Origin of the sequence: Pseudoalteromonas rubra (assembly GCF_004212645.1) — a bacterium.
Taxonomy (GTDB): domain Bacteria; phylum Pseudomonadota; class Gammaproteobacteria; order Enterobacterales; family Alteromonadaceae; genus Pseudoalteromonas; species Pseudoalteromonas rubra_G.
Window position 1 is genome coordinate 100,780 of record NZ_PPUZ01000024.1, and the last position, 21,813, is coordinate 122,592.

Sequence of the window (21,813 nt, forward strand, 5' to 3'; positions counted from 1 at the left end):
GCAGCTAATGCTCTTATGTGGGAAAAATGAAGATTGAGGTCAAGCATGCTTTTTTGAGTCGTGTTTTTGTAAGGAGTAAAATTTTAGGTGTCAAGAAGTTAGCTTAGTTAACTTCTTGAATCAATTAAGGAGGGTTTTAAACCATGAAACGATTGTCGAAAGATGACTTAAGAAAAGCGGTTGGAGGTGGCGGTATTAGTAGCCCTGATGTCCCTGATCGTGCTCAGGCTGTGCATCCTGTTCTGCCAAAAAACTGTGGCGGCTAAAGCCAGCTAAATTGCTAAAACAAAAAGCGCGTTCAGCGCTTTTTTTATGAAGAAATACATAATCGCACCTGGACCTGTGATAAGTGCTGGACAATCAGCTAACAACCTGTTTTATAGACCGTTTATGAACGATTAGAAATACTTTCAGTAGTAGGCTACAAAGCAGGCTCGGCAGGCTTTGAACAAATACGCTGGGATGAGTGAAGTATGCTAACCATCACCAATTTATCTAAGTACTATGGCGCCCACTGTGCGCTCAGGCAGGTGTCTTTTTCAGTAGAGCCGGGTACGGTATTAACCATTTTAGGCCCTAATGGCGCTGGCAAAACCACCTTGTTTAAAATACTGGCAGGCTTATCTCACGACTATCAGGGCAGTGTGTGTTTTGGCCCGGACAAAAAGTTGCAGGCGCATGATATCGGGTTTGTATTTGACTCCTCCAGGGCGTTTTACCCCAAATTGACGGCATTTGAAAACCTTCGCTATTTTGGCGTTTTAAAGGGATTATCACGGCGGGTTGCAAAAGACACAGCGCAGCAACTTCTTCATAAGTTCAACTTATCAGACAAAGCCGAGCAGCAGGTGCAACTGCTGTCCAGAGGTATGCAGCAGCGCCTCGCATTGTGCCTTTCATTGATCTCCAGCCCTAAGGTCTTGCTGCTTGATGAGCCAACTCTGGGGTTGGATATTGAGAGTCAGAAAGAGTTTGAACTATGTATTGAACAAGTCAAAGAGACAGGCACCATTGTCCTGATAGCGACGCACCAGATGGATACGGCGCAGCGACTTGGTAATTATTCATTGCTGCTTAATAAAGGGGAAGTGGTGCGCTTTGGCAATACACAAACCTTACTGGCTAACACTTGCGCTGAGCAGTACACCATTACAACACAACACCCGCTTCCTGAGGTGCTCCCTATGCAGTGTGAGCGATTGTCTGAGCAGTCACTCAGGTTTGACACCGCCGTGGGCAGTCTTAATGAGATGCTGACATTGCTCACGCGATTTAACATTGTCACCGTTGAAAAGCATCAGGCCAGTCTGGAAGGGTTGATCCGCAGGGAGTTAGACTTATCATGAATTTTATTACTTTGCTCGGACTGGAGCTGCACCGAAAGTGGGTGACCTCAAAGCGATACCCGCTGAACTTTTATGCCAGTATTGTTTTTGCTGCTGTCATTCTCATACTGGTTATTTCGGGCGCCTCTTATCTGTCTGGCGGGGCGTTATCATTGCAGCGGATGGAATCTTTGGTATTGGGGTATTACTTGTGGACACTGACGGTCGGAATTTCATCTACTGCTGCTGAAGATGTTGTTGAGGGCGCCAATTTAGGCACGCTGCCACATATTTTAACATCAGCGACAACCTTATTTAGTGTATTGCTGGCACGCAAAGTGGTGCTGGTGCTGTATCAGTTGCTGGTTGTGGGTGTTGGGTTTGTATTTATCCATTTGTATTTTGACCTGCAAGTGACCTTTCATCCTATGATGCTGTGGGTCTTTTTGCAGATAGTTGTTGCAGGGTTTGCAGTGTCTTACCTGTTAGGCGCCATTGCTCTGGTAAATAAGCAGATGAGTACCTTTGTTGCTTTTGTCCAGCTGCTTCTGATAATGGTATTTTTGGTGCCAATAGAAAGCGAGCTAAGCCTCTACATCCCTGTCAGTGGCTCTATGTATTTACTCAGATCTTTGGCCAGTGGCATACCTGTCGAAGCAAGCCAGGTGGTGCTCGCAAGCCTGCCCGGTGTCATTTTATTTATGCTGAGTTCGCTGTTTTTCCACTTTATGTATAAACAGGCTAAACGCCGGGATGTGGTCACTCAGCTTTAACAGGTAAAGCCAGCGCAAAATAGCCCAAGTTTACTGGGCGTTTTGCTCTGCCAGATAGACCTGCACATCTTCGTTTTGTACGCGCATGTGGCATCGACTAATGTAGATGCCGCAGCTATTAATTCCAGTTGAGCAGAGCGATATTGGCGTTACCTTCGTAACGGAAGGTTAGGTTTACTTTGGCACCTGTTTCTCGCATAGAATATAAATGATCACAGTCTACATATTCGGTGCAGCTGAAAGGTTTACCCAAGAAACGATAGCCTTGCTCTTTGTCATCATACACCAGTGTGTCTGGCTGTAAATTTACATCTGACAGAATATATTCAGTCCCAATACTATCTTCTTTTACCGAGCTAATGGCTTTGAGTTGCACCTTTTTGGTTGAAGCGTCGGCAGGCGCATTATTGACGTCAGACTCTGTCACCTCTAGTTGGTAATGGTGGCCCCATTGATATTCAAACCCTTCAATCAAGCCATAATGCAATGAATAGCTTTCCTCATCAGAGGGTTTGACCCTGAGACATAATTGTTGTGCCACTCCGGTACAATGTTGAGCGTAAGCATCAATGTTCCAAACTTGTGTTTTTGTTTCTGCACGCTCATTGTTATTCTGTAACGATGGTGCAGCGCTGGAGTCTGATGAGCCACAACCTGCGAGATAAAGCACCGCTACGCTGGAGATGAGAGCTTGCCTGCTGAGTAATGTCATTTTTGTCATGTCCATATTCCTTGTTTATTTGACTACACGATGATGTTAACTGTACCCCTGTTGTGTTTCAATTGGTGTGACTATCTAAATCGAATAAAAAAGCAGCATGTAAAGCTGTCACTTCCTGCCAGGCCGGGATGATCCTTAGTCATTCTGCAGGCACACATTATTTTGAACTCCACCAGGTGGAGCAGATGATATCTGAACTTCTACCTTAGTATGGTAAAGATAGTCGAGAGAGGGAGCTATGGGGTTGTGTGCGATAGGCAACTTCAGGCATAAAGTTTGCTGCGCAGAGTGGGTGATAACTAAAAAGGATTTAGTGAATGAAGGTTCAAAGCCAGGTAAGTGTACAAAGCCTGTATCAGGCACAACCGATTCAAAGTGGTGAAAAAGCCGGCAAGACCTTGCCGCCATCTGAGATGACAGCAGGCAATAAGGATAGTGATAAATTTGATTTTACCAGTATGACGTTGAAGGAGCTGTCTGATGCATCAAAAACTTTGTATGACGAGGGTGTACTTACTTTGGGGCAACACGCCTCTTTGTCATTACACTATACCGCGACAAAAACAGGGCTAAATCAGGGAGACGGACAAGTTTCTCTGAGTGCATTATCCAAAGCAGAAAACGACAAAGTCGATGTGATTGCCATGCAAAAAGCGCGTGTTGCTACGGCAAAAGCCAGTGGTGCCTCTGCGTCTGAAGTTCAATTCTCGCAAAACCTGCTTGATACGCTGCAAGCCTATCAGTTTGGCGGTGCAGGGCGGTTTTACTCCCAGGCCTGATGGCGATATGCTTGGGGATTCAGGCCATTGTGAATGGCGGATACTGAAAACCTGTCGCAAGACTCTGCTCTGGCACTAGCTTAAGCATAAAAAAGCCCCAACAGTTGGGGCTTTTAAACGAGTTTAGTTTTAATCACTCAATATTCTGGATCTGCTCGCGCATTTGCTCAATCAGTACTTTTAATTCAACTGCGGCGTTGGTGATCTCGGTATTGATGGATTTAGACGCCAGAGTGTTAGACTCGCGGTTGAACTCTTGCATCATAAAGTCCAGGCGTCGGCCACAGGCACCGCCTTTTTTCAGGATCTTATGGGTTTCTTTAACGTGTGACTTGAGGCGGTCGAGTTCTTCTGCCACGTCCTGCTTTTGCGCCAGGTAGATAAGTTCCTGCTCCAGGCGGTTCTCGTCGATTTCGGCTTTCAGGTCTTCCAGCTTAGCGGTGAGTTTCTCACGCTGCCATTTGGCAACTTCAGGCATGTGGCCTTCGACGATGGCTACCTGCTCCAGAATACTGTCCAGGCGGGTAGTGATCATAGTTTCCAGGTTGTTACCTTCGCTTGCGCGTGCCGCTTTAAAATCTTCAACCAGCGCATCAAAGCCTTTTAACAACTCGCTATTCACTGTGTCCAGATCCACTTCTTCGGCTTCCATGACGCCTGGCCAGCGCAGGATGTCTGTTGGATTGATCTCGCCACCGCTGTGCGACTGCACCCACTTGGCGTTTTCAATCAGCTGCTTGCTCAGGGTTTCGTTGATCGACAGCTGACCTACGTGCGCCGGGTTGGCGGTGAACTTTAAAAATACTTCCACTTTACCGCGCTGTAAGTGTTTGCGCAGGCGCTCGCGAATAACCGGCTCCAGGCCACGGAATTGCTCCGGTGCGCGGATAAAGGTTTCAAGATAGCGTTGGTTTACGGAGCGGATCTCCCACACACCGGTGCCCCAGTCGCCCTTGATCTCTTTACGGGCATAAGCGGTCATACTATGGATCATATAAGTTCCTAATCTAATTTAAGGTTGTGGCGTGTCTGCATGTGGTGACCTAAGGGTCAGCGCTGTCGTTGCTGAACACACACATCGCCATGAACGAAACTCCGCCATTATAGCTGAAACATCGGCCAGCTCTAGTGGCTGGGTGTGAATTATTCGCGATCCGCATGGCATAGCGCCTGGGAACCCTTTATAATATCGCGAAACTTTGATGATAGGGGAAGGTGGATGCGTCCAAGCGAAAGAACTGCAAATCAAATCAGACCGGTAACTTTTACACGTAACTATACTATGCATGCCGAGGGCTCGGTGCTGGTAGAGTTCGGCAACACTAAGGTGTTGTGTACTGCCACGGTTGAAGCGGGTGTACCGCGTTTTATGAAAGGCCAGGGCAAAGGCTGGATCACTGCAGAATACGGGATGCTTCCGCGTTCTACTCATACGCGTAATGGCCGTGAAGCGGCAAAAGGCAAGCAGGGCGGCCGTACCATGGAGATCCAACGTCTGATCGCCCGTGCATTGCGTGCCGCGGTTGACCTGAGTGCGCTGGGTGAAAACACCATTACTATCGACTGTGATGTCCTGCAGGCCGACGGTGGTACACGTACTGCGTCTATCAGCGGTGCTTGTGTTGCTTTGGTTGATGCGCTGACACACATGCGTGCCAAGGGCATGATCAACGCGAATCCGCTTAAGTTTATGATTGCGGCTATTTCTGTGGGCGTTTACAACGGCGAAGCCATTACCGATCTGGAATATCTGGAAGACTCAGAAGCCGAAACCGACATGAACGTGATCATGACCGAAACCGGCAAACTGATTGAAGTGCAGGGTACAGCCGAGGGCGAACCTTTCTCATTTGAAGAGCTGGATGAGCTGCTGGCACTGGCTAAGCATTCAATCCGTGAGATCATTGACCTGCAAAAACAGGCGCTGGCATAAGCATAAGTAAATAAGAAGGTATCGTATGAAACAGTATCAAAAAGACTTTATTGAATTTGCCCTGCAAAAGCAGGTGCTTAAGTTTGGTGAATTTACGCTTAAATCTGGCCGTACCAGCCCTTATTTCTTCAATGCGGGCCTGTTCAATACTGGTCGCGACCTGGCGCGTTTAGGGCGTTTTTATGCCGCTGCACTGGAAGATGCTGGCATTGCCTACGATGTGCTGTTTGGCCCAGCGTATAAAGGTATTCCGATTGCAACTACGACCGCTGTGGCACTGGCGGATCATTACGATAAAGACGTCCCTTACTGCTTTAACCGTAAAGAGAAAAAGCAGCACGGTGAAGGTGGTAACCTGGTAGGCTCTGAGCTGGCGGGTCGTATCATGCTGGTGGATGATGTGATCACGGCAGGCACGGCTATCCGTGAGTCGATGGAGATCATTGCAGCCAATGAAGCCGATCTGGCTGGTGTGCTGATTGCCCTGGATCGTCAGGAAAAAGGCAAAGGTGAGTTGTCTGCCATTCAGGAAGTTGAGCGCGACTTTAATACCGCTGTGGTATCTATCGTGAAACTGGCTGACCTAATCACTTACCTTGAGCAGCAAGGTGATATGGCCGAGCACCTGGAAGCGGTTAAAGCGTATCGTGACCAGTACGGTGTTGCTTAATTAAGTAGCTCGTTAAAATTGTATTTAAAAACCGGCTTAGGTGATGCACTTAAGCCGGTTTTTTTATACCTGTGGTGGCGACTTTGTACCAGCTGCAAAAGTGTTTTGTAGAGATCCGCTCACAAAACCAGCCAAGGTTCAGACGAGTATGATAACCTAAGCGGGTTAGTCAGCTAATTAGTTAATTAAATCATGCATATTCACATTCTTGGGATCTGCGGCACCTTTATGGGTGGCATTGCGGCCATTGCGAAGTCGCTGGGCCACAAGGTAACGGGATCCGATCAAAACGTTTATCCACCTATGAGCACTCAGCTGGAGTCGCTTGGCATTGAATTAACCCAGGGCTATGATCCGGCCCAGCTGGACCCGGCACCCGATATGGTGGTGATTGGCAATGCCATGAGCCGGGGGAACGCCTGTGTAGAATATGTACTTGAGCGTGGCTTGCCTTACACTTCAGGCCCCGAGTGGCTAAAACATCACGTGCTGCAAAACAGCTGGGTGCTGGCGGTAGCTGGTACGCATGGTAAAACCACCACCGCCAGTATGCTGGCCTGGTTGCTGGAATATGCAGGGCTGCGGCCAGGCTTTCTGATCGGTGGTATAGTGCAAAACTTTGGCGTGTCGGCACGCACCAGTGATACCCCGTTTTTTGTTATTGAGGCCGATGAATACGACACGGCGTTTTTTGATAAGCGCAGTAAGTTTGTTCATTACCTGCCGCGCACCTTGATTATGAATAACCTGGAATTCGATCATGCCGATATTTTTGCCGATCTGGCCGCAATTCAGACCCAGTTTCACCATTTGCTTCGTACCTTACCTGCGCAGGGGAAAGCAATTTACCCGGCAGCGGATAAACCCCTGTGCGAAGTGATAGACAAAGGCTTCTGGAGCCAGCAAGAAACCCTCGGTGGCGACTGGGATTACCGCCTGTGTAAAGCCGATGGCAGCGAGTTTGAGGTGTTACTGAACAACGAAAGTCAGGGCACCGTGAGCTGGCAGGCCATTGGTGAACATAACGTCAAAAATGCCGTGATGGCGATTGCGGCTGCGCGTCATGTGGGTATTCCTGTGTCCGTCAGTATTGAGGCGCTCGGTGAATTTATCTCGCCCAAGCGACGCATGGAATTGCTGGGAGAGGTAAACGGCGTGTGTGTGTATGACGATTTCGCACATCACCCCACGGCCATTGAAACCACTTTGGCAGGATTGCGCGCCAAAGTAGGCGATGCCCGTATCACCGCTATTCTTGAGCCGCGCTCTAACACCATGAAAATGGGTGTTCATCAGCAAACCCTGATGGATTCACTGGCAGCAGCCGATGAGGTGATGCTGTTTGAGCCACCCAATCTGAGCTGGTCACTGCAAGAGGCTGCTAGGCAGGCAGGCTATGAGTGCTATCACAACACCGATGACATCGTCGCGGCGGTGGCGGCCAAAGCAAAACCGGGTGAGCATGTCCTGATCATGAGCAACGGTGGGTTTAATGGGATCCATACCGCAGTGTTAAGTGCACTGCGCGAAAAGAGGTCATAAAGTTATGTCACAATTTAAGCCAGCCATTACGCTGGCATTCAGCGGCGCATCGGGCGCGCCATATGGTTTGCGTTTACTCGAAGTGCTGGTGGCGCTGGATTATCAGGTTTATGTGCTGATCTCCAGTGCGGCGCGAGTGGTGCTGGACACCGAATCTAACATCAAATTGTCGGGCAACGAAGACAAGGCCACAGCACAGCTCAGTGAGCTCTATCAGGCCAAGGCTGGGCAAATTCAGGTGTTTGGTAAAGACAACTGGTTCAGTCCTGTGGCGTCGGGCTCTGCGGCGCCGAAGAAAATGGTGGTCTGTCCGTGCAGCGCAGGCAGCGTGTCGGCGATTGCCATGGGCGCATCCGACAACCTGTTGGAGCGTGCGGCCGATGTGGTGATCAAAGAACGCGGTGAGCTGATCTTGGTGCCCAGAGAAACGCCGTTCAGTGCCATTCACCTGGAAAATATGCTTAAGCTGAGCCGCCTTGGGGTCACTATTATGCCGGCGGCACCCGGGTTTTATCACCAGCCGCAAAGTATCGAGGATCTCGTCGATTTTATGGTAGCGCGCATTTTAGACCACTTAGGCATAGAGCATCAGCTGGCGAAACGCTGGGGCTATGGCGACTGACGCTAAGCCGTGAAGCTGCTCGGTTAAACAGCGTATTGATACAAACAAGTGAAAACAACAACATGGGGATGTGAGGAAAAACAATAAGATGACAAAGGCATTAAGCATATCTGGCCTGCGTAAGGTCTACAGTAACGGCCTTGAAGCCGTTAAAGGGATTGATTTACAGGTTGAGCAGGGCGATTTTTTCGCGTTGCTGGGCCCAAATGGTGCGGGTAAGTCGACTACCATAGGGGTTATTTCTTCTTTGGTAAACAAAACGGCGGGTCAGGTTGAAGTTTTTGGCCAGAGCATAGATACCGATCTGGAAGCGGCCAAGTCTCACCTTGGCCTGGTGCCGCAGGAGTTCAACTTTAACCAGTTTGAAACCCTCAATCAGATTTTGGTCAATCAGGCCGGCTATTATGGTGTGCCGCGTGCGCTGGCCCATGAACGCGCCGAAAAATACCTGAAGCAACTGGGCTTGCTGGATAAAAAAGACAAGCAAGCCCGCACCTTATCGGGCGGTATGAAACGTCGCCTGATGATTGCCCGTGCTTTAATGCATGAGCCAAAGCTGCTGATTTTGGATGAACCCACAGCCGGGGTAGATATCGAGCTGCGCCGCTCTATGTGGGACTTCCTGCGCGAGATCAACGCGCAGGGGATCACCATTATCCTGACCACCCATTATCTGGAAGAAGCTGAGCTGCTGTGTCGTAATATTGCCATTATCGATCAGGGCAAAATCGTCGAACACACGACCATTAAAGCCTTGCTGGCCAAGCTGGACAAAGAAACTTTTGTGCTAGACCTTAAAGCGCCCATCAACCCGGTAAAACTAGAGGGCTATGAGTATACGCTGACGGATGACCACACGCTGGAAGTCGAAGTGGCTAAGTCTCAGGGTCTGAACGGGGTGTTTACCCAGCTCAATGAGCAGGGCAATACGGTGCTGAGTATGCGAAATAAGGCAAACCGCCTGGAAGAGTTGTTTGTCGGATTACTGGAACAGGGGCGCAGCGAATGAAAATCTTAAACTACGGCGTAGCACTGAAAAGTATCTGGATCAAAGAATGTATCCGCTTCTTGCGCATTTGGGTGCAAACCCTGGTGCCACCAGCTATCACCATGACCTTATACTTTGTGATATTTGGTTCTCTGATCGGCTCTCGCATTGGTGAAATGGGTGGGTTTAGCTATATGGAGTTCATTGTGCCGGGTCTTATTATGATGTCGGTGATCACCAATTCGTATTCCAATGTGGCATCGAGCTTTTATTCTACTAAGTTTCAGAAAAGCATCGAAGAGTTGCTAGTGGCCCCGGTGCCTAACTACATTATTGTGTTGGGTTATATGGGCGGCGGTATGGCCCGTGGCATGCTGGTGGGGTTGATAGTTACTTTGGTTAGTTTGCTGTTTGTGGATATTCAAATTCACAATCTGGCGGTGATAGTACTAACGGTATTACTGACCTCGGCAGTCTTTGCGCTGGGTGGTTTGATCAATGCTGTGTTTGCCAATAGCTTTGATGACATCAGTATTATTCCGACCTTTGTGCTGACACCACTGACTTATCTGGGCGGGGTGTTTTACTCTATCACTTTGTTGCCTGAGTTCTGGCAGGGCGTGTCTCAGGTCAACCCGATTATCTACATGGTAAATGCCTTCCGCTATGGCTTCCTGGGGGTGTCTGATGTCAATATCACACTGGCCTTTGGCGTGTTGATTGGCTTTATCAGCGTGCTGTTTGCAGTGGCGCTGAACCTGATCAAGCGCGGCGTTGGTTTACGTCATTGATCTGAAAGGTGGCAGAGGTTGCTCTGCCACACTACCGCTTACTTAATCGGGCGGACTGAGATAAAATAGTGCCATTATTTTTTTCAGACTATGAACATTGATACGCTGTTATGTCAGACGCAAATTCCAGAAGCATCACCAGTAATCAGGCTGGGCTCCACGAAAAGTTAGACGAAGTGGTCCAGAAACACCTCAACACACCATTCAAAAAGCCCATTGCGGCCCATACTCAACAGGCTTTTGAGCAGGTGAATGAAAAAGTGCAGGCATTCGATGGCCCTATTATTCTGGACTCCTGCTGTGGGGTAGGTGAGAGTACGGCAAATCTGGCAAAACTGCACCCGGATGCGCTGGTCATTGGTATTGATAAGTCAGAGCACCGCCTTGAAAAGCATGATATTGAATACAAACAGACGGAGTCTGGTCAGTATATTCTGGTGCAGGCGGATCTGAATGACTTCTGGCGTCTGGCCTGTGAGGCCAACTGGCAGCCTACGCACCATTATTTGCTCTACCCCAACCCTTGGCCGAAAGCCAAACACCTGCAAAGGCGCTGGCATGGTGCGGCGGTGTTCCCTTATATCGTGGAGCTGGGTGGCCGACTGGAGTTACGCAGTAACTGGTCAACTTATGTTGAGGAGTTTGCCCGCAGTCTGGAACTGGCTGGTAAAAAGGCCCAGATCAGTGCCTATGAAAGTGATACAGCAATGACCCCGTTTGAGCGTAAGTACTGGGCCAGCGGTCAACAAAGCACCCGCTTGATTGCTCAGTTATAGGTGCAGCATCACCGGTGCGTTGCCTGGCAATACCGCACCGGTGTTCAGGCGCTGGCCTGTAAATCTTTGCTCAGGTTGCCCGGGCTTATGTTGATATGTGGTCCTGGTGTGCCGATAAGGCTCCCTTCAACCAGCTTCACGTTACAGTCCAGTAGCTGCTCCAGCTGATATTTACTCTGTACACCGTCGACCAGCAGCGCGATTTGGCGCTCATGGCACAGTCTTGCTATGTGTTCAATGTACTCATGGAGTTCAGTATCTTCGCCAAGCTGTTCAATCACGCTGGAGGTTAGCTTAACGCTGTCTATGGTAAGCTTGAGTACCCGACTGATGGTCAGCAGGCCGCTGTTACTCGATGCCACCATGATATTCACGCCTTTGCTTTTTAGCACATTGATATACACCCGCATATCAGCAAAGTGCTCAATCACTTCCTGCTCTTCCAGCTCAAAGGTAATTTTGGCCGGTTGCGGGTAGCGTCTCAGCTGGGCAAAAATAAATTCCATCATTTGTGGGTCGGCCAGGTCCTGCCAGCTCAATTGCATGCTCCACGCATGATGCGATTTACGAAAATGTGCAGTGCACAACTCTAACATCACTTTGGTCAGCTGTGAGCTCAGTCTGGAATGACGGATCACGTCAGAAAAAGATTCGGGACGTAAGATCAGCCCCTGCTCTGTGAGCACCCGGGGGGTGCAATGATATTGCTCTATTGCTTTGCTCTCGGTGCCCATGCGCGGTGTAAAATAGGGCAGGATCCGGTGTTGTTCAAAGGCGCTTTGCACGGTTTTGGCAATCGCAATATGCGATTCCTGAATGGTTTTGATCTGTGTGGGGTCTTGCCCATACATACATACGCGCTGTTGTTTTTGCTGTGCCTGGCGGCAGGCGATAAACGCGTTTTCCAGTAGCAGACGTTTATTACCACTGGCTATTCCCGCGGTGAGCTGGACGTATAAATGCGGCTGCTGCAAGATTGGCGTTGTGACGGGGAACTCATTGATCAGACTGCTCAGGTAGTGCTCTCCCTTAGTAGCGTCACTCAACAACACCAGTTTTGCTGTCGCGAGGCGGTAGACCTTAAAGGGGGCCGTAAACTCGCTGAAATGGCTCATCACTCGGCGGATGATCTCATCGCCGACGTCAGTACCATAAAAGCTGACAATTTCTTCCAGCTCATTAATGGCAACAATTGCCAGGCTGAGGTGCTGGTTAGGGTTTTTCGCCAGGTCCTGCTCCAGCGCGAGGCGATTAGGGAATCCGGTACGGGCGTCTGTTGTCAGGGTTTTTCTCAATATCAATAAGTACATCCCGGCTACCAGCAAGGCAATGGCAAAAAAGAAACAGGCGGTGAACAGTGCCTCTTTGACACTTTTGGCAAGCTCGGTCTGAATGTGTGACGTTTTGATGTCTGCACCGGTTAGGTACACCCGGCCATCGCGCGTTACATGGGGAATAAAAATGGTTTTAAAGTGGCCCCATTTGTCTTCAGAGACTTCAAATAAGGGTTGTGTTGAGCGAAAGGCGCTTTTGTTGACTGCGGTGGCTTCTGGATACAGGTCCAGCAAGCGGGTTACTTTGTCCTGCAGTACATCATTTTGGGTGTAGCTGGAGGCACTAAAACGCACATAGGGGGCGTCATAGACCATGGCATACACGTATTCTACACCCAGGTGTTGCGCCAGCTGCGACAGTTGCATGCTTTTGTGCCGATACTCATCGTCGTTAATTTCATCGAGCCTGTCATGATAATCATCACCCAGTATCAGTTGAGTGCTGCGTGCGGCCATCTTGAGCTGCTGATCTATCCCGTTAACTATGGTACTGCGAGTTTGGTGGTAGGTGTACAGCACATAGGCCGATAAAGACGCGATAAAAACCACAAAGCCGATGACTATCCAGGTCAGTGATAAGGCCTTCAGCGCGAAATTCCGTTTATTCATGTCAGTTTCCGTTTGAGTCTTCAAGTCTGGTGGGAAAGATTGTTCCTAATACTATCCATTTCTGACAATGCTGACAAAATATTTAACGAAATTGCCTTATTTGTGAACCCTGCACCTAACAAATATCGTACTAAATACTGGGTTTAGTACGTAATACGGTGTCATCAGAGGTTCATCAAATTATCAAGCAGAGTTCATTTTTTTTGACTGCATTGCAGACTTTCCCATCGCTTTACAGTAAAGTTAGTCATTTCGTATCAACTTGGCAAGGTAACTCCCAATATCAGTTACCCACGCATGATTAGGTATTAAAATGGGTCCAAAGCGTTGTGCAGTCGCTTCTGAAGAAAGCTTAATGCGTATTTTCACCGTTCCAGAAGCACCCAGCTCCACGTTAAGTGTAATAGAGCAGGAAATTTCCAGTAATCTGGCGGGCTTTCTGAATGAAAATATCGCAGCAATTGAAAAGCCATTGCATGAGATAGAAAAAGACTTTCAGTCAGCGATGATCCCGGAAGAACCAATGTTTGTCTCTGACTATGCTCAGGATATTATGGAGCAGCTGGTGGCGCACTCTGTGCATACCGCCTCGCCAAGTTTTATCGGGCATATGACCTCAGCGCTGCCGCATTTTGTTCTGCCGCTATCTAAGCTGATGGTCGGGCTAAACCAGAACCTGGTAAAAATAGAAACTTCAAAAGCATTCACGCCTTTGGAGCGCCAGGTGCTGGGTATGATGCACCATCTTGCCTATGGCGAAAACGACGCCTTCTATGAAAAGTGGATGCACAGCGCGAAGACCGCGCTTGGTGCGTTTTGCTCTGGCGGCACCATCGCCAATATTTCGGCTTTATGGATTGCGCGCAACCGCTTACTGGGCCCGGATGGTGACTTTAAGGGGCTTGCCAGTGAAGGAATTATGGCCGCCATGCTGCACTATGGTTATAAAGGCCTGGCAGTGTTGGTTTCTGAGCGCGGCCATTATTCACTGGGTAAAGCCGCCGATGTACTGGGCATTGGCCGTAGTAACTTTGTTGCGGTAAAAACCGATGATAATAACAAGGTAAATGTGGCGGCTATGCGTGCCAAAGCACAGGAACTGAGTGAGCGTGGGATCAAGGTCATGGCCATTGTTGGCGTTGCGGGCACCACAGAAACCGGCAACATTGACCCCTTGCCAGAAATGGCGGCCCTTGCACAGGAATTGGGTTGTCATTTCCATGTCGACGCCGCCTGGGGCGGGGCGACTTTGCTGTCTGACAATTTCCGTCACTTGCTCAAGGGCATTGAGCTGGCAGATTCCATTACCATAGATGCGCACAAGCAGATGTATGTACCAATGGGCGCAGGTATAGTGTTGTTTAAAGACCCTACCGCAACGGATGCCATTGAACACCACGCGGAATATATCCTGCGTAAAGGCTCTAAAGACTTGGGCAGTCATACCCTGGAAGGTAGTCGTCCGGGCATGGCCATGTTAGTGCATGCGTGCTTGCGGGTGATTGGTCGTAAAGGCTATGAAATGCTGATCGACAAAGGCATTGAAAAAGCCCAGTATTTTGCAGATCTTATCCGCGCAGACGAAGACTTTGAACTGGTTTCAGAGCCAGAACTATGTTTGCTAACCTATCGCTATGTGCCAAAGCAGATCCGCCAGGCGATTGACCGCGCAGGTGAGCAGGAACGCATCGATATTTATGCTGCACTCAATCGCTTTACCGCCAGTATGCAAAAGCGTCAGCGGGAGTCGGGACGCTCTTTTGTCTCGCGGACACGATTAACCCCCGCTCAATATCAGCATCAGCCAACGGTGGTGTTCAGAGTGGTGTTAGCCAATCCGCTGACCTCAAAGCAGATGTTAAACGAGATCCTGGCAGAACAAAAAGGCCTGGCGCAGAGCGACCCGGTGTTTAAAAAGTATCTGGCAAAGTATATGGCCTAATGTGGCACTGCCTGCCGTGGGCCGGTAATGCGCAAAGAAAACAGTGCATTTTGGCGCAGGCGAGATATTATTAGTGTATAACAAGGGCATGGCATCGTACTAAAACGATGCCCCATTTCACCCGTTTTGCGACTTGGTAGTAACTTTGAATCGATTAACTCAGAGCACGCAAAAATTGCGGCGGATCAGTTCGCAAGAAGTCGATGTTTCCGGCGAACATCAGAACTTTCTGCACGATATTATTTTTGAAGCAAAATCTTTGCTTCAGGTTGATCGTGTCTCGGTGTGGTTATTTGACGACATGCACCAGCCAACGAAGCTGCTCAACTATGCCAATACCGACTGGCAGGATGTGCCAGCACAGCTGCCTGTGCTGAGCATTGATGACTTTCCCGTCTACTTTGCCACCATTATAACGGGTCAGTCGATTGCCGCAGACAATGCCAGCCAGGATCCCCGTACCAGCGAGTTTACCGACATTTACCTTAAGCCCAATGATATCGCCACCATGCTGGATACCGCGATTTTCAAAAATGGTATTGCATTGGGGGTGGTGTGTTGTGAAGGGCGCACTGATGTGCGTCAGTGGCAGGAGTGGGAAGTGGCCATCACAGAAATGGTCGCAGACTGCTGCAGCCGGCGCTTGTTGGTCCACGAGTTGTATCAGATGCAGCAAAAGCTTACCAAAATGGCGTTTCAGGACATGCTCACAGGTCTGAACAACCGTCGCTTTTTGATGGAGCATGCCAAGCGTGAAATGAGTCGTCATCAGCGTACAGAGCGACCAATGAGCCTGATCATGATGGATCTGGACCGCTTTAAGCGCGTCAATGACGACTTTGGCCATGATGCCGGCGACAAAGTACTGCAAAAGTTTGCCCAGTGCTGCCTGGATGTAGTGCGCGTTGAAGACTGCTTCTGTCGCTTAGGCGGCGAAGAGTTCGTGGTCTTGCTGCCAGAAACCTCGGTCAGTGACGCACATATGGTGGCCAGTCGGTTATGTTCTGCCACCCGAGATATGGAGGTGCGCCAGGAAAATGCCCTGATCAGAGTGACGGCCAGTTTTGGAGTAAGCGAAGTAAACCCCAGCATGCCGTTCAGCCACGCGCTTAAGATGGCCGACCAGGCAGTTTACCGTGCTAAGGCCAATGGTCGCGACCAGATCCAGCTCGCCTGTTAATCCTATTCTGTGCTCAGGCGTTGTGGCTGAGCAGCGCTTTTAGCTTGGCAGGTTTTAGCGGCTTACTAAGATAGTGGATCCGGGCCTGTTTGGCTTGCAGTTTCAAAGGCTCGTCACGTACCGCTGTGATCAAGACTGCCGGCACTTCTGCTTGCCAGCATTGTCTTAATTCTGTGATCAGGTTAACCCCGTTTTCATCATTATCGAGCTGATAATCCATCAGGATAAAATCTGGTGCCGGGTTGTCAGCGGCATATTGCCGGGCTTTGTCTGCCGTTTCAAACATCTGATAGCTAAATTGCCACTTATCGAGCAGGCTTGCCTTGGCGGCCAGATTCTTAGGATCGTCGTCAACCACGAGCAGGTTTAAACTGGCTTTGGCACTTGGTTTTTGCTCCGTTTGGGCGGCTTTTTGCTGTACCTGCTGTCGCTCTCCGAGTGGCACTTCGACACAGAAGCGACTGCCTTTGCCGGGAATAGAGTGCATTTCCAGCGGCATGCTGAGCAGCTCACACAATCGCTTAACAACGCCGAGCCCCAGTCCCACACCTTTATTATCACCGCTCTGAATGCGATAAAAGTCATTAAATATCTTCTGTTGTTCATGCTCTGAAATGCCTGGGCCGGTATCCCAGACCTCTATGCGCACACTGTGGCTGCGGCGGCGACAGGCCAGCAGTACGCGACCTTGGTCGGTGTATTTCACCGCATTGGAGACCAAGTTTTGCACAATACGGCGCAGGTAAGTAATGTCGCTGTGGATCACCTGATGGCTGGTACGTACACGCAGGGCAAGGCCCTTTTCCTGACATAAAATGGCATATTCGTTGGCCAGTGGCGACATAATGTCGTCAATATCAAAATGGCGGGGCGTCGGTTTCATTGCGCCTTGTTCCAGCTTGGCGATGTCCAGCAGTGCCGACATCAGATGCACGGTCGAATCTAGGCTGGCACCGAGTTTTTCGAGGTTACTGCGGTCATTGTCTGGTAATTTATCTTCATTGATCGCTGCAAGGTAAAGACGTGCGGCGTTCAGCGGCTGCAATATATCGTGGCTGGCCAGCGCGAGAAAGCGGGTCTTACTGTCGTTGGCACGCTCTGCTTCTTTTTTTGCTGCAACCAGCGCCTGCTCGGTTTCTTCCCGGCTGGCGATTTGAGCTTTAAGATCCTGGTTGATCAGACGGATCTCCTGGGTACGCGCCTCGATGCGATTTTCGAGATCCATGTTGATCTCTTCCAGCGCGTTTTGTGTGTCTATGTGGCTAGTGATATCTGAGAAACTGGTGACAAAGCCGCCTTCCGGCAGCGGATTACCCGTCATTTCGAATACCTGGCCATTGCTGCGATGGCGAATAAAATGATGCGGCGTGCCGTTTTTCAGATGCTGTACACGCTTATCAACCAGTTTTTCCAGCTCGCCGGGACCGCATTCACCGCGCTCTGCATTAAAGCGGATCACTTCCTCAATGCTCTGACCGACTTGCAAAAAACCATCCGGATATTGGAACATTTCATGATAACGACGATTCCAGGCAACCAGTTTGAGATCTTTATCTACTACGGAAATACCATGGCTGAGATTTTCCAGGGAGGTAAACAACAGGTTTTGGTTGAATTGTAATGCCTGGGTGGTTTCATCGAAAAAGTTGACGACTTCTTCAAAGGCGAGCTGTTTGCCCGAAGAAACCGCATGGATCAGCGCACGCGCTGAGGAAGCACCCAGCACGCCGGTGAGTGCACGCTCGCAAAAGGCAATAAAGTCGGCACTGGGATAGGCGTTGCTGTCTTCAATATCGTGATTAATGGCATAGTGGCTGAGTAACTGCTGACTGCGCTGTATTCCCAAAAAGGTTTGCAGCAGCACGGTAAAGTCATACACAGTGGCTTTCACGTCTTTATTCAGGCGTTTGGCAGCACTGGCCTGCTCCCAGGGGCTGACAAAGGCCGCTGCCTGGATTTTATCTATCAGGCGCTCATACGCGCCCAGTGAGAAGCTGATATAACAGCTGATATTGGCCAGCAACGCCAGCAAAGTACCGCGAGTAATGATGGTCTGGCGGGTTTCAAAGTCCAGGCTGCTGCCTGCTTCGATTACCGGAAACATTAGAAATAACATCCAGCATAAAAAGCCGGCCAGCAATCCGGCATACACACCATAGGCGTGGCCTTTACGCCAGTATAAGCCGCCGACTATGGCGGGTAACAACTGCGTGACCAGAGAAAAGGCGACCAGGCCCATGTTCGCAAGTGCCTCGCCATGGCCAAACCACTGCTGGTAGAGGAACGCCAGTACCAAAATCGCGGCAATGATAAAACGGCGGATCAACAGGATACGGGCTTTATAATTGCTGGTCAGGCGGTTTTTCTTAAACTTACGCTTTAACAGCAGGGGCAGCACAACGTCGTTAGAAAGCATGGTACTGAGCGTTAAAGTTGCCACCACTATCATGGCCGTCGCTGCGGATAAGCCCCCGATAAACACAAAGGTGGTGATCAGCGGATGACCCTGCATCATCGGCAGCGCCAGTACAAAGCTATCTGCTGCCATGCCCTGGCCTATATCAGGGTGAATGGCGGCACTGGCAATGGGCAAGATCATCGCGGCTATCAGGATCAGATACAACGGGAATGCCCAGCGAGCGGTGCGCAGATGGCGGCGGTCCTGGTTGTCGACCACTGTCACGTGAAACTGGCGGGGTAAGCAGATGATGGCGGCGGCGGCCATCAGCGTCTGGCCGATAAAGTTGAAATTGGTAAAGTCAAAACCCTGCCAGTGAGTCAAGTTGACTGTTGTGAGGCTGTTTTGCGTTAACAGAGCTTGCACAGCAATAACGGCTACGGCCATCAGTGCCAGTAATTTGATCAGAGACTCAAATGCGATGGCGAGCATGAGGCCGGAGCGGTATTCGGTGACATCGACTTTGCGGGTACCAAAAAAAATCGCAAACAGGGCCATCAGCAAAGTGCCCGTCATGGCCAGCATGCCGCCAGAGATTGGGGTGCCCTGTTGTAACAGCAAAAAGCTGCTGCTCAGTGCTTTGAGTTGCAGTGCTATGTAAGGAATGGTAGCCAGCAACGCTATCATAGTGACCATGACCGCGGTGGTCTGACGTTTACCATAACGCGCGGAGATAAAGTCGGCGATGGTGGTGATGTTTTGCTTTTTACTGACCAGGATCAGCTTGCGTAAAAACCCCTGACCAAACACAAAGAGCAGCGCCGGGCCAAGTAAAATGGGCAGGTAGTGCCAGCTGCTGGTGGTGGCAGTGCCCACTGAGCCGTAATAGGTCCAGGAGGTACAATAAATACCCAGGGCCAGGGCGTACACAAAAGGGTGATGGCTGATCCGGGTGGCCACGGGGGTGGTCTTATCTCCCCAGTTGGCGAGCCAAAATAGTAAGCCGATATAGGCGATGGCAACGAGGATCAGTGCAGCCGTCATAATGAGCCCTTGCGTTAATGCTTGTTATTGTCTTTGTGCCTTTAAAGTAGCATCACTTGCGAATAATCCAAAGTGACATAATCATCTGATTTTAAAAAATTATTCGATTTTTATTGAGTTAATTAGACTAATGTCTTATCTCCCGCACAGGTGTTCCTGGAACCACTCATTTCCCAGCATTATATTTCTAACTATTTGAATTTAAATTACTTAATGGTGATTGAAAAATTCTTATTCAGCAGTTTACGTAAACGTAACCTTGTTGTTACGACTAAGGTCTCAATTTCTTATTGACGGGCCATTGCTACAGTCAAAAGGTCATTAACACCAGCACATCGGCGACAGGTGTGCGAAAGGGGACTTATCATGGCTTTTAAAAGTGAAGAACAAGCAAAAGCATATTGGTCAGAAAATCTAGCCTTAATGTTTAAGCTATTAGTAGTGTGGTTTGTGGTGTCTTTTGGATGCGGCATTCTGCTAGTTGATGTACTCAACGAGGTCCGTTTCTTCGGCTTTAAGTTGGGTTTTTGGTTTTCGCAGCAGGGCGCAATTTATACCTTCGTTGCTTTGATTTTTGTCTATGTATTCAAAATGGATGCGCTGGACAAAAAATACGGCGTGGATGAATAAGGAGCGCTATGATGGATGTTCAAACTCTCACCTTTATAATCGTGGGGCTCAGTTTTGCCCTTTACATCGGCATTGCCATCTGGGCCCGTGCCGGTTCGACTAATGAATTCTATGTGGCCGGTGGCGGTGTACCGCCTGTGGCAAACGGCATGGCAACGGCCGCGGACTGGATGAGTGCTGCGTCGTTTATCTCCATGGCGGGGATCATCTCATTCGCCGGTTACGATGGCGGTGTGTATCTGATGGGCTGGACCGGTGGTTACGTGTTGCTGGCACTGTGTCTGGCACCTTATCTGCGTAAGTTTGGTAAATTCACTGTGCCCGATTTTATCGGCGACCGTTATTACTCGCAGGTGGCACGGGTTGTGGCCATTCTGTGTGCGATCTTTATCTGCTTCACTTACATCGCCGGACAAATGCGTGGTGTGGGCGTGGTATTCTCCCGTTTCCTCGAAGTTGACATCGAAACCGGTGTGTATATCGGCATGGTTATTGTGTTCTTCTACGCCGTACTGGGTGGCATGAAAGGCATTACCTACACTCAGGTTGCACAATACTGTGTGCTGGTTTTCGCCTACCTGGTGCCTGCTATCTTTATCTCTTTGATGATGACAGGTCACTTACTGCCGCAAACCGGCTTTGGTGGCACCCTGGCGGATGGCTCAGGAACCTACTTGCTGGATAAACTCGACGGGCTCAGTACCGAACTCGGCTTTGCCCAATATACTGAAGGCTCCAAGAGTATGATTGACGTGTTTGCTATCACAGCGGCGCTGATGGTCGGTACTGCTGGCCTGCCACATGTTATCGTGCGTTTCTTCACCGTACCCAGAGTAAAAGACACCCGTATTTCTGCGGCCTGGACATTAGTGTTTATTGCGATTGTGTACACCACAGCCCCGGCTGTTGCATCCTTTGCCCGCGTGAATATGATTGATACGATCAATGGTAAAGATGGCAGCGGTACGGCCTATGCCGAGGCGCCACAGTGGGTGAAAAACTGGGAAAGAACGGGTCTTATCGTATTCAATGATAAGAATGGCGACGGCAAAATGTTCTACTCAGCAGGTAAGATTGACGACCCGGCGAGCCGCAATGAAGTGAAAATCGACCGTGACATCATGGTACTGGCGAACCCGGAAATTGCCGACTTACCAGCTTGGGTGATTGCATTGGTCGCGGCAGGTGGTATCGCAGCGGCACTGTCGACAACCGCGGGTCTGCTACTGGTTATCTCGACCTCCGTTTCCCATGACTTACTCAAACGGACACTCAAACCGAATATCAGCGACAAGCAGGAACTGTTGGCGGCACGTTTGTCGGCGATGGTGGCCATTGCAATCTCAGCTTACTTTGGTATTAACCCGCCCGGATTTGTGGCGTCGGTGGTGGCCTTTGCCTTTGGTCTGGCGGCGGCAAGCTTCTTCCCGGCGATCATCATGGGGATCTTCTCCAAGCGCATGAATAAAGAAGGTGCTATCAGTGGCATGGTATGTGGTATTGGTTTCACAGCGGCTTACATTATTTACTTTAAGTTTGTCAGCCCGGAACTGAATACACCTGCTAACTGGTTATTTGGTATCTCGCCGGAGGGGATTGGTATTATCGGTATGCTAGTTAACTTTGGTATTGCAGCCATTGTGATGAAGCTGACTGCGGAAACACCACTTGAAGTAAAACAAATGGTGGATGGGATCCGTAACCCGAAAGGGTCATCTGCTGCACACGCACATTAATACTGACTACTTCGGATTGT

The 21,813-nt window shown here is 49.6% G+C and carries 18 protein-coding genes; 14 read left to right on the forward strand and 4 right to left on the reverse strand.

Annotated elements, in window-relative coordinates:
• Window positions 1-473 precede the first annotated feature (473 nt).
• On the forward strand, window positions 474-1,346 hold the full coding sequence (locus C3B51_RS09635) for an ABC transporter ATP-binding protein (protein WP_130244901.1): 873 nt from the start codon (window positions 474-476) through the stop codon (window positions 1,344-1,346).
• On the forward strand, window positions 1,343-2,098 hold the full coding sequence (locus tag C3B51_RS09640; RefSeq protein ID WP_130244902.1) for a hypothetical protein: 756 nt from the start codon (window positions 1,343-1,345) through the stop codon (window positions 2,096-2,098). Before C3B51_RS09635 ends, C3B51_RS09640 begins: the two co-directional genes overlap by 4 nt.
• A gap of 118 nt (window positions 2,099-2,216) precedes the next feature.
• Here the strand turns inward: C3B51_RS09640 and C3B51_RS09645 are convergent, their stop codons facing one another.
• On the reverse strand, window positions 2,217-2,819 hold the full coding sequence (locus tag C3B51_RS09645) for a DUF4377 domain-containing protein (RefSeq protein ID WP_165389135.1): 603 nt from the start codon (window positions 2,817-2,819) through the stop codon (window positions 2,217-2,219).
• A 317-nt stretch (window positions 2,820-3,136) separates the two neighbouring features.
• On the opposite strand from C3B51_RS09645, the gene C3B51_RS09650 reads away from it, so the two are divergent.
• Window positions 3,137-3,598 carry a hypothetical protein gene (locus C3B51_RS09650; RefSeq protein WP_130244904.1) on the forward strand — a complete coding sequence of 154 codons (462 nt, stop codon included), beginning with the start codon at window positions 3,137-3,139 and terminating at the stop codon, window positions 3,596-3,598.
• Between the two features lie 133 nt (window positions 3,599-3,731).
• Here the strand turns inward: C3B51_RS09650 and C3B51_RS09655 are convergent, their stop codons facing one another.
• Complete coding sequence (locus tag C3B51_RS09655; protein ID WP_130244905.1) at window positions 3,732-4,592, reverse strand: YicC/YloC family endoribonuclease; 861 nt, start codon at window positions 4,590-4,592, stop codon at window positions 3,732-3,734.
• Between the two features lie 225 nt (window positions 4,593-4,817).
• Here C3B51_RS09655 and rph point away from each other — a divergent pair, with 225 nt between their 5' ends.
• The 7 genes from rph to trmB all read left to right on the forward strand — a co-directional run bounded on the left by rph (window position 4,818) and on the right by trmB (window position 10,920).
• Entirely contained in the window at window positions 4,818-5,531 is a 714-nt protein-coding gene (gene rph / locus C3B51_RS09660; RefSeq protein WP_010383487.1) for a ribonuclease PH, read from the forward strand.
• Window positions 5,532-5,556: 25 nt separating this feature from the next.
• Window positions 5,557-6,201, forward strand: coding sequence for an orotate phosphoribosyltransferase (gene pyrE, locus C3B51_RS09665; protein WP_046006213.1), 645 nt, complete (start codon window positions 5,557-5,559; stop codon window positions 6,199-6,201).
• 192 nt (window positions 6,202-6,393) lie between these two features.
• Window positions 6,394-7,743, forward strand: a complete 1,350-nt coding sequence (gene mpl / locus C3B51_RS09670; RefSeq protein ID WP_130244906.1) for a UDP-N-acetylmuramate:L-alanyl-gamma-D-glutamyl-meso-diaminopimelate ligase — start codon at window positions 6,394-6,396, stop codon at window positions 7,741-7,743.
• A gap of 4 nt (window positions 7,744-7,747) precedes the next feature.
• Window positions 7,748-8,365 (forward strand): flavin prenyltransferase UbiX, encoded by a 618-nt coding sequence (locus C3B51_RS09675; protein WP_130244907.1) that lies wholly within the window; start codon window positions 7,748-7,750, stop codon window positions 8,363-8,365.
• 88 nt (window positions 8,366-8,453) lie between these two features.
• Window positions 8,454-9,374: an ABC transporter ATP-binding protein gene (locus tag C3B51_RS09680; protein WP_130244908.1), complete on the forward strand. Its 921-nt coding sequence runs from the start codon at window positions 8,454-8,456 to the stop codon at window positions 9,372-9,374.
• A 2-nt stretch (window positions 9,375-9,376) separates the two neighbouring features.
• Window positions 9,377-10,144 carry an ABC transporter permease gene (locus tag C3B51_RS09685; RefSeq protein WP_130244921.1) on the forward strand — a complete coding sequence of 256 codons (768 nt, stop codon included), beginning with the start codon at window positions 9,377-9,379 and terminating at the stop codon, window positions 10,142-10,144.
• A gap of 110 nt (window positions 10,145-10,254) precedes the next feature.
• Window positions 10,255-10,920: a tRNA (guanine(46)-N(7))-methyltransferase TrmB gene (trmB, locus tag C3B51_RS09690; RefSeq protein ID WP_125780999.1), complete on the forward strand. Its 666-nt coding sequence runs from the start codon at window positions 10,255-10,257 to the stop codon at window positions 10,918-10,920.
• Between the two features lie 44 nt (window positions 10,921-10,964).
• On the opposite strand, the gene C3B51_RS09695 is transcribed toward trmB, so the two are convergent.
• The gene (locus tag C3B51_RS09695) at window positions 10,965-12,863 is read right to left on the reverse strand and encodes an EAL domain-containing protein (protein WP_130244909.1); all 1,899 of its coding nucleotides are present in this window, start codon (window positions 12,861-12,863) and stop codon (window positions 10,965-10,967) included.
• Window positions 12,864-13,176: 313 nt separating this feature from the next.
• On the opposite strand from C3B51_RS09695, the gene panP reads away from it, so the two are divergent.
• On the forward strand, window positions 13,177-14,805 hold the full coding sequence (gene panP / locus C3B51_RS09700; RefSeq protein ID WP_130244910.1) for a pyridoxal-dependent aspartate 1-decarboxylase PanP: 1,629 nt from the start codon (window positions 13,177-13,179) through the stop codon (window positions 14,803-14,805).
• 145 nt (window positions 14,806-14,950) lie between these two features.
• Complete coding sequence (locus tag C3B51_RS09705; RefSeq protein WP_130244911.1) at window positions 14,951-15,985, forward strand: sensor domain-containing diguanylate cyclase; 1,035 nt, start codon at window positions 14,951-14,953, stop codon at window positions 15,983-15,985.
• A 13-nt stretch (window positions 15,986-15,998) separates the two neighbouring features.
• On the opposite strand, the gene C3B51_RS09710 is transcribed toward C3B51_RS09705, so the two are convergent.
• Window positions 15,999-19,427 carry a PAS domain-containing hybrid sensor histidine kinase/response regulator gene (locus tag C3B51_RS09710; protein ID WP_130244912.1) on the reverse strand — a complete coding sequence of 1,143 codons (3,429 nt, stop codon included), beginning with the start codon at window positions 19,425-19,427 and terminating at the stop codon, window positions 15,999-16,001.
• A 366-nt stretch (window positions 19,428-19,793) separates the two neighbouring features.
• Here C3B51_RS09710 and C3B51_RS09715 point away from each other — a divergent pair, with 366 nt between their 5' ends.
• Window positions 19,794-20,057 (forward strand): DUF4212 domain-containing protein, encoded by a 264-nt coding sequence (locus C3B51_RS09715; RefSeq protein ID WP_010383473.1) that lies wholly within the window; start codon window positions 19,794-19,796, stop codon window positions 20,055-20,057.
• A gap of 11 nt (window positions 20,058-20,068) precedes the next feature.
• A complete protein-coding gene (locus C3B51_RS09720; protein ID WP_046006203.1) occupies window positions 20,069-21,793 on the forward strand; it encodes a sodium:solute symporter family protein in 1,725 nt (574 codons plus the stop codon).
• The last annotated feature ends 20 nt before the right edge of the window (window positions 21,794-21,813 follow it).